Here is a 13,859-nt window from a genome sequence, read left to right as displayed (position 1 = left end):
GTTGGCATTTTCCCCGTTCACAAGGGCAGAACCGTGAGGGAGTGCACCGATTCAAGGCGCTTTGCCCGCTAATGGAGCGCAACCATCAGCAGCACCAGATTGAGCAGCAACGATACCAGCGCCAATGTTCGCCAGACTTTCAGCGGTTCGCGCTCCAGCAAGGGCCGGGGGCGCACGCTCAAGCTGTGGCGCTCGCCCTGTTCGATCAGCAGCAGCCATTCTTCCGCTGTTTCGAAACGCTGGTCGGGGGTCGCCGCCACGGCGCGCTCCAGGCTATGGGCGATCCAGTCCGGCAGGTCGGGCCGGTAGCGGCTGGCGTTGACCGGGAGGCCAAACCTCGGGCGCTGGAAGGCTTCGATTTCGCCATAGGGGTAATGCCCGGTGAGCAGGAAATACAGGGTTACTCCGACGGCGTACAAGTCCTGCTGTGGCGTCGGTACTTCGCCGCGAAAGGCTTCGGGTGCGATGTAACTGGGTGTACCCGGCAGCGCCCAGGGCAGATCTTGCGAAAGCCCGGGGCAGTAGGCGAGGCCGAAATCCAGCAGGCGCAACTCACCATCGTCCCCCAGCAGCAGGTTTTCCGGTTTGATATCGCGATGCAGGATCTGCCGTCGATGCAACAGGCCGACCGCTCGCAGCAAGCGTTCGGCGATGTCTTGCCACTGGGGCAGCGGCAGCGGTCCGCCTTGCTCATGTCGTTGGGCCAGGGTAGCGCCCGAATATTCACGCATCACGTAGTACAAATGCTGACGCTGACTGGCGGAGTGGACTTCAGGAAAATGTCGACCGGCCACGCGTTTGAGAAACCATTCTTCCGACAGTAACGCTTGCCCGGCCTGGTGATCGTCGTGCAGGCGACCGGGCAGGGTTTTCAACAGCCAGGGTTGTTGCTGGCTGTCGCGAACGCGATAAAGCAGCGATTGCTGGCTCTGTGCGACGATCCCCTCGACCTGCCAGCCCTCGAACGCCTGACCCGGTTTCAGGGCAGGCGGCAGTGGCCATTGCTGTAAGTGCATCAACGCATCGCCAATGCTCGCTTCGCCGAGGGCATCGACCCGCACCAGCAGGGCGCTGGCGTTGTCCTGGCTGCCCGCCAGGTGCGCAGCATTGACCAGGGTGTTCGCAGCGCTGTGCAAATCCGGTTGATCGCGCAGGATCGCGGCAATGGCGGTATCGCCCAGGACGGCCCAGACGCCGTCGCTGAGCAGGACGAAGCTCTCATCGGGGCGCAACTCACCGTCGAGAAAATCCAGCACCAGGTGTTGATCGAGCCCCAGCGCCCGTTTCAGCACATGCTGCATGCCCGGCTGGTCCCAGACGTGATCCTCGCTGATTCGCTGCAATTGGTCGGCGTGCCAGCGATACACCCGACAATCGCCGACATGGGCCAAGGTAAAACGCCGACCACGCAGGACCAGCGCGCTGAGGGTGGTCAGCAGCGGTTGTCCGCCGCCATTGGCCTGCAACCAGCGGTTCTGCGCCAGCAGCAGACGATCGAGTGCCTGTGCGACGCTCCAGGTTTCCGGCGTGGCGTAGTAATCCAGCGCCAGGGCCTGCAGCGTCGAACGGGCAGCCAGACCGCCATCGACGCATTGGCTGACACCGTCGGCAATCGCGAACAGATAACCCTTGCTCGCGGCCAGCGCCGGAGCCGGTGTGACCAGGCGCAGGGCATCCTGGTTTTCCTCGCGAGGACCGATGGCGCTGGCTTCGGCGAAACTCAGTTGCAGGCTCATCGGGGCGTCAGACTCGCGCTGCCGTCACGGCGGCCGAACCCCAGGTGGTTCTCCAGCGACGTTTTACGCCGTGCAGACCGAACCAGGCCAGAACGCCGAGGCTGGCGAAAAACCACAGTGCCAGTTGATAGCTGCCGGTGCTTTGCTTGATCGCGCCCATGCCGGCCGCGAGGGCAAAGCCACCGATACCGCCGGCCATGCCGATCAGGCCGGTCATCACGCCGATTTCCCGGCGAAAACGCTGGGGCACCAATTGGAATACCGCGCCATTGCCTGCGCCCAGACCGAGCATGGTGCAGACGAAAAGTGCCAGTGCGGCGTAGGAACTCGGCAGATTGAAGCCGACCACGGCAATGCAGATCGCCGCGACGGTGTACATCGCCAGCAGAGTCCGAATGCCGCCGAACCGGTCAGCCAGCGCGCCACCCAAGGGGCGCATCAGACTGCCGCCGAACACGCAGGCTGCGGTGTAGTAGCCGGCGGTCACCGGGCTCAAGCCGTACTGGTCGTTGAAATAACCGGGCAGGGCACTGGCCAGACCGATGAAGCCGCCAAATGTCACGCTGTAGAAAAACATGAACCACCAGCTGTCACGATCGCCCAAGGCCTTGAAGTAGTCGGCCATGGATTTGGCTTTTGGCCGCTCGGGGGCATTGCGGGCCAGCCAGGCGAAGACGATCAGGGTCAGAATCAGCGGAATCAGGGCGAAACCGAACACGTTGCTCCAGCCAACCGCCGCCGCCAGCACCGGGGCGATCAATGCGGCGAGCACCGTGCCCGAGTTCCCCGCGCCGGCGATGCCCATGGCCTTGCCTTGATGCTGCGGCGGATACCACTGCGAGGCCAGGGGCAGGGCGACGGCGAACGAAGCGCCGGCCATGCCGAGGAACAGGCCCAGCAGCAACGCCTGCTCGTAGCTGTGGATTCCGAGTTTCCAGGCGCCGAACAGCGCGCAGATCACGATAACCTGACCGATCAGGCCGGCGGTTTTGGGCGACAGGCGATCAGCCAGCATCCCCATCACGAAGCGCAACACCGCCCCGGCCAGAATCGGCGTGGCGACCACCAGCCCCCGTTGCTGCGTCGTCAGGTGCAGGTCGGCGGCGATCTGTACCGCCAAAGGACCGAGCAGGTACCAGACCATGAAGCTCAGGTCGAAATAGAGGAAGGCTGCGAACAATGTGGGTGTATGGCCGGATTTCCAGAAGCTTGAATTCATTGCGCACCTCAGCTGTGAAGAGTCTCGAAAGGAGTCATGAGCTTGCAGGTGGGGCGCCGATACGGCCGCACCACCGGCCCCGTGCTGTGGGGCCAAAACGAAAAAACGCCGCTACCCGATCCGCCAAGGGCAAATGAGGTGAGCGACGTCTTTGTCGTAGGTGGGGCAACCGCCGTTGGTTACCTGTGGTGATTACTTAGCGAGATCTGTGCCAACACTCGAAATCGAGTTGCCGCCATTCGCGAGCAGGCTCGCTCCCACAAGGGAATGGCGTCGAACACAAACCACCTGTGGGAGCGAGCCTGCTCGCGATGGCGCCCTTACAAGCGCCACTGGACTTCAGCCGAGCAACTCGCTCATGGCAATAATCTGCTCCGCCACTTGAATCAGCTTCTGCTGGCGGCTCATCGCCTGGCGGCGCATCAGTGTGTAGGCCTCTTCCTCGTTGCAGTCCTTCATTTTCATCAGCAGTCCCTTGGCCAGTTCAATGCGCTTGCGCTCGGCCAATTGCTGGTCGCGGGCATGCAGTTGGGCACGCAAGGCCTGATCGCTTTCGAAACGTGCCATGGCCACATCGAGAATCGGCTGCAGGCGTTGTGCGTGAATGCCTTCGACGATGTAGGCGCTGACACCGGACTTGATCGCCTGTCGCATCACATCGGGGTCGTGTTCGTCCGTGAACATCACAATCGGTCGTGGCTGGTCGCGAGTCACCAGCACCACTTGTTCCATGACATCGCGGCCCGGTGACTCGGTATCGATCAGAATCACGTCCGGACGCACCGTTTCGACGCGTTCGGGCAGGTCGATGGTCAGGCCGGATTCATCGATCACTTCGAACCCGGCCTCGGTCAGGGCGGCCCTCAGGCGCCCGACTTTTTTAGCGGTGTCATTGATCAGCAGGATACGCAGCATGTTCATGGTCTCCTGTCAGCGGCTGGCGGATCGGTGCGAGCTGTCGCTCATGGCGTGCAGTTTGAAACTGCGGGCATAACCGGCCGGGTCCGAACCGTCCCAGGTCTTGCCGTCGATCAACTGACTGCTGCGCATCTCCTTGCCCCGTGCCGCGACACCTACAGCGCTGGCCGCTTCACGATACAAGTCTAGTTGCTGGACTTGACGGGCCACGGCGAGGTAATCCGGGTCGTCGCGCAACAAACCCCAGCGACGGAACTGGGTCATGAACCACATGCCATCGGACAGGTACGGCAGATTGACCTCGCCTTCACCGTGGAAGCGCAGGGCGTGTGGGTCTTGCCAGCGATTGCCCAGACCATCGACATAGTCGCCCAGCAGGCGCGGCTCGATGCACTCCAGCGGCGCATCGAGGTATTGCGCTGCACTGAGCAATTGCGCGGTGCTGCGACGATTTTCGCTGCTTTCTTCGATGAAGCGACTGGCCTCCAGAATCGCCATCACCAACGCGCGGGCAGTGTTGGGGTATTGCTCGACGAAGGCGCGGGTGCAGCCCAGGACCTTTTCCGGATGATCGGGCCAGATGGTCTGGGTCGTCGCCAAGGTGAAGCCGAGGTCCTGTTGCACGGCGCTGGCGGACCAGGGTTCGCCGACGCAGAGCCCGTCGATACGCCCGGCCCGCAGGTGCGCGACCATTTGCGGCGGCGGCACCACCACGCTGTCGACATCCAGCAGCGGGTGAATGCCCTGGCTGGCGAGCCAGTAATACAACCACATGGCGTGGGTGCCGGTTGGAAACGTCTGGGCGAAGGTGAATTTTGAGCGAGTTTGGTGCACGTGCCGTTCCAGTGCTTCAGGACTGGTCACTCCAAGCGCTTGCAAACCACGGGACAGGTTGATGCTCTGGCCGTTCTGATTCAGGCCCATCAGCACGGCCATGTCGGTCGCGGCCACGCCACCGATGCCCAGGTGAACGGCGTAAACCAGACCGTAGAGGCTGTGGGCGGCATCGAGTTCGCCGCTGACCAGTTTGTCCCGCAGGTTGGCCCAGGACGACTGACGCTTGAGGTTCAGGGTCAAGCCATGGGGTTGGGCGAAGCCCTGGGTGGCGGCGACAACCACCGAGGCGCAGTCGCTCAGAGCCATGAAGCCGAGATTGATTTCGGTTTTTTCCGGGGCATCGCTGCCATTGACCCAGGCCAGAGGGCCGGCTGATGGTTCGTTCATCGCGTGTTCACCTTGCAAAAAAAACGTCGTCCCGAGTTCTTGCATGAGCAGGCCGGGGACGACGCCATTGTCTTTGCACACATTCGGTCGTTGGCATGGGTGCTGGTGCCCAGAGTGGTGCAAGGCATATGCCATTATCCGTTGATTTGATCACGCGCCTCGCTTGCCACCCCGTGCCCGGCTATAATCGCCGCCTCAATTCGCCGCCAATCGAGTCAAATCCGCCCATGTACACCCTGGCCCGTCAGCTGTTGTTCAAACTCTCCCCGGAAACCTCCCACGATCTGTCCCTGGACCTGATCGGCGCGGGCGGGCGTCTTGGGCTCAACGGCTTGCTGTGCAAGGCCCCGGCGAAGACGCCGGTGAATGTCATGGGCCTGGACTTCCCGAATCCGGTGGGGCTGGCCGCCGGCCTGGACAAGAACGGCGCGGCCATCGATGGTTTCGCCCAACTGGGTTTCGGTTTTGTCGAAATCGGCACCATCACGCCGCGTCCGCAGCCGGGCAACCCGAAGCCACGCCTGTTCCGTCTGCCGGAAGCCGAGGCGATCATCAATCGCATGGGGTTCAACAACCTCGGCGTCGATCACCTGCTGGCCCGCGTGGCGGCGGCCAAATACAAGGGCGTGCTGGGCATCAACATCGGCAAGAACTTCGATACGCCGGTCGAACGTGCCGTGGACGATTACCTGATCTGCCTGGACAAGGTCTACGCCCACGCCAGCTATGTGACGGTCAACGTCAGCTCGCCGAACACGCCGGGCCTGCGCAGCCTGCAGTTCGGTGACTCGCTCAAGCAGTTGCTGGCCGATCTGGCCGAGCGCCGCGCGGAATTGGCATTGCGTCATGGCAAACATGTACCGCTGGCGATCAAGATCGCGCCGGACATGAGCGACGAAGAAACCGCACAAGTTGCGCAAGCGCTGATCGAAACCGGGATGGATGCGGTCATTGCGACTAACACCACCCTGAGTCGTGTAGGCGTCGAAGGCATGGAGCACGGCGAAGAAGCCGGTGGTCTGTCCGGCGCACCGGTTCGCGACAAGAGCACCCACACCGTGAAAGTGCTGGCATCGGAGCTGGGTGGTCGGCTGCCGATCATCGCTGCCGGCGGTATTACCGAAGGCAAGCACGCAGCGGAGAAAATCACCGCGGGCGCGAGCCTGGTGCAGATCTACTCGGGCTTCATCTACAAAGGCCCGGCGCTGATTCGTGAGTCCGTAGACGCAATCGCAGCCCTACGCTAGCGAGCTTTTGTGGCGAGGGGGCTTGCCCCCGTTCGGCTGCGAAGCAGCCGCAATTCCGGCCACTGTGTTTTACCTGTGTCACCGAGTCGATTGGTTTCGGGGCCGCTTCGCGACCCAACGGGGGCAAGCCCCCTCGCCACAAGGGTATCGTCGCTGAATGTGAAGCAGGCATAAAAAAGGGCCCCTTTAAAGGAGCCCCTGGGCCGGAGCCCGCCGTCCGGATGGGACGTGCATGGTTAATTCAGTACAAATCAGATTGTCGTGTCGGAGTGTTCTGCCCTGTAATTAGCCGACGGCGTGAAGTTCGTTGAGTCTGTGGATTCCCGCAGTGCCGGTCATACCGTCCCAGTTGTCGCCGCGTCCTTCTCGCCAGCCGTTAATCCAGGCTTGACGTACCGACGGTAGAGTAAATGGGCAAAGCTCACGGGATTTACCACCAACGCCATATTGATATCCGCGCAAAAATGCTCTTTCCAACGGATCACGCTTAAGTCTTCTCATAGGGTGTTGCCCTCACTTGTTGACTGTTTTTATCGCGTCGACCTCTATTGAGGTCTGGCAGAAAAACTCTGCCGTTGGGGGCTCGTTGCCGGCGTGACGAGCCAAGGTGTTGGCGTCATTGCGGCGCCAACCTGTATTGAGTTCTAACCAATGCGTCACATCGAGGGAATGATCGTTTTGTCATAAGGACGTAACCGTTCATGTGCTAACGCCATAAGTAACAGAGCGTTTGTAGCGTATTTATTGGCCAAACCCCGGTATGATCGGCTCTGCGCTGGATGATGGGCTTAATCCTTTAGTGAGAATGGCTCCCGTTGCCGGGAAGCACTATTCGACGAAGGGTCGACTTATGACATTTTGTTGCATCAACTTTTTTATCTGTCCTTGCATCTAAGCTCATTTAACCCGAGCAGCAGGGGTGGAACGGCACACCTTCGTGCCACGCGGGCGCTCTTCGAGAAAAGCGCCTGATTGAAAACCGGACCGGCAATGCGTTGCCCGGTCACTTAGCTAAAGGTTCTGGAATTCCCATGTCCGATCGTTTCGAACTCTTCCTCACTTGCCCGAAAGGCCTTGAAGGCCTGCTCATCGAGGAAGCCGTCGGGCTTGGCCTTGAGGAAGCGCGGGAGCACACCTCTGCCGTACGCGGCATGGCCACCATGGAAACCGCTTATCGCCTGTGCCTGTGGTCGCGCCTGGCCAACCGCGTGCTGCTGGTGCTCAAGCGTTTCCAAATGAAGGACGCCGAAGACCTGTACCACGGCGTGCTGGACATCGAGTGGCAAGACCACATGCTCAATGACGGCACCCTGGCCGTCGAATTCAGCGGCCATGGCTCAGGTATCGATAACACCCACTTCGGCGCGCTGAAGGTCAAGGATGCCATCGTCGACAAACTGCGCACCCCGCAAGGCGACCGTCCGTCCATCGACAAGCTCAACCCGGACCTGCGCATTCACCTGCGTCTGGATCGTGGCGAAGCCATTCTGTCCCTTGACCTGTCCGGTCACAGCCTGCACCAGCGCGGCTATCGCTTGCAGCAAGGTGCGGCGCCGCTCAAGGAAAACCTCGCGGCCGCCATCCTTATCCGTTCCGGCTGGCCCCGTATCGCGGCCGAAGGCGGCGCTCTGGCCGACCCGATGTGCGGCGTCGGCACGTTCCTGGTGGAAGCCGCCATGATCGCTGCCGACATGGCGCCGAACCTGCGTCGCGAGCAGTGGGGCTTCACCGCCTGGCTCGGTCACGTACCGGCGCTGTGGAAAAAACTCCACGAAGAAGCCACCGAACGCGCCGCGGCCGGCCTGGCCAAGCCGCCGCTGTGGATTCGCGGTTACGAAGCCGACCCGCGCCTGATTCAACCGGGCCGCAACAACGTCGAACGTGCTGGCCTCAGTGAGTGGATCAAGATCTACCAGGGCGAAGTCGCGACCTTCGAGCCGCGTCCGGACCAGAACCAGAAAGGCCTGGTGATCTGCAACCCACCATACGGCGAGCGTCTGGGCGACGAGGCGAGCCTGCTCTACCTCTACCAGAACCTTGGCGAACGCCTGCGTCAGGCTTGCCTCAACTGGGAAGCCGCGGTGTTCACCGGCGCCCCGGACCTGGGCAAGCGCATGGGCATCCGCAGCCACAAGCAGTATTCGTTCTGGAACGGCGCCTTGCCGTGCAAGCTGTTGCTGATCAAGGTGTTGCCGGATCAATTCGTCACCGGCGAGCGTCGTACTCCGGAGCAGCGCCAGGTCGAGCGCGAGCAAGCCGCCTACGATCAGGCGCCGAACGAACCGCAGGAACGCAAGTTCAACAAAAACGGCAACCCGATCAAACCGGCGCCGGCACCGGCTCCAGTGGTCGAGCAGCCGCGCCTGAGCGAAGGCGGGCAGATGTTCGCCAACCGCCTGCAAAAGAACCTCAAGGCCCTGGGCAAGTGGGTCAAGCGTGAAGGCATCGACTGCTACCGCGTGTACGATGCCGACATGCCAGAATACTCCATGGCCATCGACCTGTATCACGATTGGGTGCATGTCCAGGAGTACGTCGCGCCGAAATCAATCGATCCGGAAAAGGCTTCGGCCCGCATGTTCGATGCCCTGGCAGCCATCCCGCAGGCGTTGAACATCGACAAGAGCCGTGTGGTGGTCAAGCGCCGCGAGCGCCAGAGCGGCACCAAGCAGTACGAGCGCCAGGCGGCACAGGGCAAGTTCGTCGAGGTCAATGAGGGTGGCGTGAAGCTGCTGGTGAACCTCACCGACTACCTCGACACCGGTCTGTTCCTCGACCACCGGCCGATGCGCATGCGTATCCAGAAAGAGGCGGCCGGCAAGCGCTTCCTCAATCTGTTCTGCTACACCGCGACGGCCAGTGTGCATGCGGCCAAGGGCGGCGCGCGCAGCACCACCAGTGTCGACTTGTCGAAAACCTATCTGGACTGGGCGCGTCGCAACCTGTCGTTGAACGGTTTCTCCGACAAGAACCGCCTGGAGCAGGGTGATGTGATGGCGTGGCTCGAAGCCAGTCGTGACGAGTACGACATGATCTTCATCGACCCGCCGACGTTCTCCAACTCCAAGCGCATGGAAGGTGTCTTCGACGTGCAGCGCGACCAGGTGCAACTGATCGACCTGGCCATGGCGCGACTGGCGCCCGGCGGCGTGTTGTACTTCTCCAACAACTTCCGCAAGTTTGAACTGGAAGCCAACCTCGGCGAGCGTTATGCAGTCGAGGAGATCACCGCCCAGACCATCGACCCGGATTTTGCCCGCAACGCCAAGATCCATCGCGCCTGGAAAATCACGGCTCGTTGATAGCTGTGCTGATTCACTGTAGGAGCGAGCCTGCTCGCGATGAACCCGAAAGCGCCGCGTGTATTCAGAAAGCACGCGTTATCGTTATCGACCATCGCGAGCAAGCTCGCTCCTACAGGGTTTCAGTGCTGGTCAAATTAGTGGCTAATAGCTATAACTCAGTTCATGGCCAAAGGGCTTCTCCGCACCTGGCGTTTTGAGTTTGCGTTTTATGTCGTTGCACGCCGTGCGCCCCAGGATCCTGGGAATAATCAGCGAAGATGCCTCGGCCTGGTTGGTCGCGCTGCTGGTATTGCTGGTTGGCGGGGTGCTCACCGGGTTGCTGGCGTGGTCGACGCTGAATCTGTTTCACCATCAATTGCGGCAACGTTTCCAACTGCTGGCCAGTGAACGTTACAGCCGTATCGAAGAGCGTTTCGAAGATCAGGAGCAGCGCCTCGACGGCCTGCGCCGGTTTTTCGCCAATTCCGATTCGGTGTCCCGAGCGGAATTCGACGGCTACACCCAACCTTTGCTGCTGCGAACCCAAGCGTATTCCTATGCCCAGCGGGTCACTCGTGACGAGCGGGTGGCGTTCGAGCGTCGAGTGCGAGACGAGGGCTTGAACAGCTTCACCCTGAGAGAGCTCAACGCCGACGGCCAACTGCAACTGGCCGGCGAGCGAGATGAGTACGTGGCGGTGCTGTACAGCCAGACGCAAAGCAAACTCGGCGCTCCCCTCGGTTACGACTTGCTGGCCCAGCCACTGCGGCGTGCCACGCTCGCTCGGGCCGATCAGCGTGGGGGTATGGCGGTATCGCAACCGATGCATCTGGTAAGTATTGAACCAGCTTATGCCCGCGGCGTGCTGCTGGTCGCGCCGCTCATGCAGCGCAACAGTCAGGACCGCAAATCCACGAAGCCCTACGGTTATGTCATGGCCGTGATCAGCATGCGCCAGTTGTTGGCGGACGGACTGCCGGACGCCAGCCATGACTATCTCTCGGTGCGCATCCTCGATTTGTCGATCGATGACCAGCGCGAGGTACTGTTCGAGTCACCCAACCCGCCGGCCATCAGCGAGCTGTCGGCTACGCGCCTGTTGCGCATGGCCGACCATGACTATCAAGTCGATATCCAGCCCAGCGATGCGTTCGTGAAGGCCAATCATTCCTCCGTGACCAGTGTGGTGGTGTTGGGTGGAATGCTCAGCGTGATGCTCAGTGCCTTGCTGTATGTGTTGGTCAGTCAGCGGCAGCGGGCGTTGAAAATGGTCGAGCAACGTACCCAGGAGCTACGGGATCGAGAGCAGGAGCTGCGCGGCACCCATGGTCAGTTGCGGGGTGTGCTGAATGCCGCCACCCAGGTCGCGATCATCGCCACCGACCTGCGCGGTGTCATCAGTACCTTCAACGCCGGTGCTGAGCAGATGCTTGGCTATACCAGTGCCGAGGTGGTGGGGCATATGACCCTGGAGAGCCTGCACCTGCCCCGGGAGCTGGTCGCTCGCTCGGCAGAGTTGAGCGCACGCTATGGTAAACCGGTGCCGACCTGCCAGGCGATGCTGGTCGAAGGCGACGCGCAGGGCAGCCACGAGGCGCGGGAGTGGACGCTGGTACGTGGCGATGGCAGCCATTTGATAGTCAACATGCTCGCCACGCCAGTGCTCGACGAGCAAGGCCTGTGGGTCGGGCACCTGGCGGTGTGCATCGACATCACCGAACGCAAGCGGGTCCATGAGGCGCTCGCGGCGCGGGATCTGTTGTTGAAGAAACTCAGCGCCCACGTGCCCGGTGGCATCTACCAGTTCAAGATGGAGTTCGACGGGCGTTTCAGCGTGATCTACGCCAGCGACGGCATTCGCGAGATCTACGAGCTGGAACCTGACGTGCTGCTGCTCAATGCCGAAGCGATCTTCACCCGGATTCACCCCCAGGACAGCACCCGTGTCCGTGCCTCGATCCGCGCCTCGGCCGACACCCTCAGCCCCTGGCGCGAGGAATACCGCGTGCAATTGCCGCAACGGGGTCTGCGTTGGGTGCGTGGCGAGGCCACGCCAGAGGAACTGCCCGGTGGCGGTGTGCTGTGGCACGGCTACATCTCGGACATTTCCGATAGGAAGCGGGTGGAAGAAGAGTTGCGCGCGTTGTCGGTCACCGATTCCCTGACCGGTATCCACAACCGGCGTTATTTCCAGGAGCGCTTGACCATCGAAATGGCCCGGGTGGAGCGTGGCGGTGGGGATCTGTCGGTGATCATGCTCGATATCGACCATTTCAAGCGCATCAATGACCTGCATGGTCATGCCATCGGTGATCGGGTGTTGCAGGCCGTGTGCCAACGGATCGGCCACCGGCTGCGTCGCACCGATGTGTTCTGCCGCTTGGGCGGTGAGGAGTTCATGGTGCTGTGCCCGGATATCAGCGGCGAACAGGCCTATATGTTGGCCCAGCAATTGTGGCAAGGCCTGCGCAGTTCACCCATTGAAGGTGTCGGTACGGTCACTGCCAGTTTCGGGATTGCCAGTTGGCGGGTCGGGGAGGGCGCCGATGCCTTGCTGTTGCGTGCGGATTCGGGGGTTTACGCGGCGAAGCAGGCAGGAAGGGATCGGGTAGAGGGGGAGATGAGTTAACCCGGGTTGTACGCAGACCCTGTGGGAGCGAGCTTGCTCGTGATAGCGGTTTTACATTCAACATTGATGCTGACTGTCATGCCGCCATCGCGAGCAAGCTCGCTCCCACAGTAGATCTCTGGAGCTTTCTAGATTCGGTTACAACACCGACGCCGTTTGCGGCGTTTTCGGTTGGCGGTACAGATCCAGCAGCACCTGATCGAGCACCGACGAGGCGCCGAAAGGGGCCTTGTCGTTGAGGATTGCCACCACCGCCCAGGTGTTGCCGTTGACGTCGCGACTGAAACCGGCGATCGCCCGCACGGTGTTCAGGGTGCCGGTCTTGACGTGGGCTTCACCGCGCATCGCAGTGGTCTTCAGGCGTTTGCGCATGGTGCCGTCGGTGCCGGCGATCGGCATCGAACTGATGTATTCGGCGGAATACGGACTGTGCCAGGCAGCTTCCAGCATCGAGGCCATTTCTCGGGCGCTGACACGCTCGGCACGGGACAGGCCGGAGCCGTTCTCCATCACCAGGTGCGGCGCGGTGATGCCCTTTTTCGCCAGCCACTGGCGCACGACACGCTGGGCAGCCTTGGCGTCGTCACCATCGGCATCGGTGCGGAAGCGTTGGCCCAGGCTCAGGAACAACTGCTGGGCCATGGTGTTGTTGCTGTACTTGTTGATGTCGCGGATGATTTCCGCCAGGTCCGGCGAGAACGCCCGGGCCAGGACCTTGGCGTCTTTCGGTGTTGGCGCCAGCACATCCCTGCCCTGAATGCTGCCACCCAGCTCCTTCCAGATCGCGCGGACGGCGCCGGCGGTGTAGGTCGCGTGGTCGAGCAGCGACAGGTAAGTCTGCGAGCTGCAGCCTTCACCCAGTTGGCCGCCGACCGTCACGGTCACGCTGCCGTCGGCCTGAGTCACCGGGTTGTAGCGCACGCCACCGGTGCATTGCTTGGAGTTGAGGGCCTTGACCTGGTTGTCGATGCGGATGCTCGCAATCGGCGGCTCCACCGAGACCAGCACCTTGCCCGAGTCATTGCGCGCGACGAAGCGCAGCGCCTTGAGGTTGACCAGCAGCGAGTCGGGCTTGACCAGGAACGGCTTGTTATCGTCGTTGCCGTCGTCATTGAACTCCGGCAGTTGCGGTTGCACGAAGAAGGTTTTATCCAGCACCAGGTCGCCGGTGACCTGGGTCACGCCGTTGGCGCGCAGGTCGCGCATCAGCAGCCAGAGTTTTTCCATGTTCAGCTTCGGATCGCCGCCACCCTTGAGGTAGAGGTTGCCGTTGAGAATGCCGCCACTGAGGGTGCCGTCGGTGTAGAACTCGGTTTTCCACTGGTGGTTCGGGCCGAGCATTTCCAGCGCCGCGTAGGTGGTGACCAGTTTCATGGTCGATGCCGGGTTGACCGACACGTCAGCGTTGAACACCGTCGGGGTGCCGGGGCCTGTGAGCGGGATCATCACCAGCGACAGGGCGTTGTCCTGCAGCTTGCTGGCTTTCAGGGCTTTTTCAACGTTGGGCGACAACGCGGTATTGATTGGAGCGGCGGAAACGGGGAGGGCCAGGGGGAGAAGAAAACCGGCCAACAGCAAAGGACGCAAAGATTTGATCATCTG

General features: G+C 61.6%; 9 protein-coding genes. 3 read left to right on the top strand and 6 right to left on the bottom strand.

Translation table 11 applies throughout. The features are described 5' to 3' along the window. Positions 1–68: 68 nt before the first annotated feature. The 4 genes from ABIE16_RS13250 to ABIE16_RS13235 form a co-directional block, all read right to left on the bottom strand. The gene (locus ABIE16_RS13250; RefSeq protein WP_218542882.1) at positions 69–1,736 is read right to left on the bottom strand and encodes a bifunctional protein-serine/threonine kinase/phosphatase; all 1,668 of its coding nucleotides are present in this window, start codon (positions 1,734–1,736) and stop codon (positions 69–71) included. A 7-nt stretch (positions 1,737–1,743) separates the two neighbouring features. Continuing rightward, positions 1,744–2,955, bottom strand: a complete 1,212-nt coding sequence (locus tag ABIE16_RS13245) for a nitrate/nitrite transporter (protein ID WP_429521347.1) — start codon at positions 2,953–2,955, stop codon at positions 1,744–1,746. A gap of 339 nt (positions 2,956–3,294) precedes the next feature. After that, positions 3,295–3,870, bottom strand: coding sequence for an ANTAR domain-containing response regulator (locus ABIE16_RS13240; RefSeq protein ID WP_090454048.1), 576 nt, complete (start codon positions 3,868–3,870; stop codon positions 3,295–3,297). Positions 3,871–3,885: 15 nt separating this feature from the next. After that, complete coding sequence (locus ABIE16_RS13235) at positions 3,886–5,097, bottom strand: CmpA/NrtA family ABC transporter substrate-binding protein (RefSeq protein WP_154946553.1); 1,212 nt, start codon at positions 5,095–5,097, stop codon at positions 3,886–3,888. A gap of 227 nt (positions 5,098–5,324) precedes the next feature. Between ABIE16_RS13235 and ABIE16_RS13230 the strand changes: the two genes are divergently transcribed. After that, positions 5,325–6,344 carry a quinone-dependent dihydroorotate dehydrogenase gene (locus ABIE16_RS13230; protein ID WP_090454050.1) on the top strand — a complete coding sequence of 340 codons (1,020 nt, stop codon included), beginning with the start codon at positions 5,325–5,327 and terminating at the stop codon, positions 6,342–6,344. 285 nt (positions 6,345–6,629) lie between these two features. On the opposite strand, the gene rmf is transcribed toward ABIE16_RS13230, so the two are convergent. Next, the gene (gene rmf, locus ABIE16_RS13225) at positions 6,630–6,845 is read right to left on the bottom strand and encodes a ribosome modulation factor (protein WP_003223300.1); all 216 of its coding nucleotides are present in this window, start codon (positions 6,843–6,845) and stop codon (positions 6,630–6,632) included. A 530-nt stretch (positions 6,846–7,375) separates the two neighbouring features. Here rmf and rlmKL point away from each other — a divergent pair. Next, positions 7,376–9,646, top strand: a complete 2,271-nt coding sequence (gene rlmKL / locus ABIE16_RS13220) for a bifunctional 23S rRNA (guanine(2069)-N(7))-methyltransferase RlmK/23S rRNA (guanine(2445)-N(2))-methyltransferase RlmL (protein WP_057715695.1) — start codon at positions 7,376–7,378, stop codon at positions 9,644–9,646. Positions 9,647–9,857: 211 nt separating this feature from the next. Beyond that, entirely contained in the window at positions 9,858–12,257 is a 2,400-nt protein-coding gene (locus ABIE16_RS13215) for a sensor domain-containing diguanylate cyclase (RefSeq protein ID WP_429521346.1), read from the top strand. Between the two features lie 138 nt (positions 12,258–12,395). Here the strand turns inward: ABIE16_RS13215 and dacB are convergent, their stop codons facing one another. After that, on the bottom strand, positions 12,396–13,856 hold the full coding sequence (gene dacB / locus ABIE16_RS13210) for a D-alanyl-D-alanine carboxypeptidase/D-alanyl-D-alanine endopeptidase (RefSeq protein ID WP_159389565.1): 1,461 nt from the start codon (positions 13,854–13,856) through the stop codon (positions 12,396–12,398). Positions 13,857–13,859 lie beyond the last annotated feature (3 nt).

Source organism: Pseudomonas sp. 2725, from assembly GCF_050434585.1.
GTDB lineage: Bacteria > Pseudomonadota > Gammaproteobacteria > Pseudomonadales > Pseudomonadaceae > Aquipseudomonas > Aquipseudomonas jessenii.
This window is presented reverse-complemented; position numbering and strand designations above follow the sequence as displayed.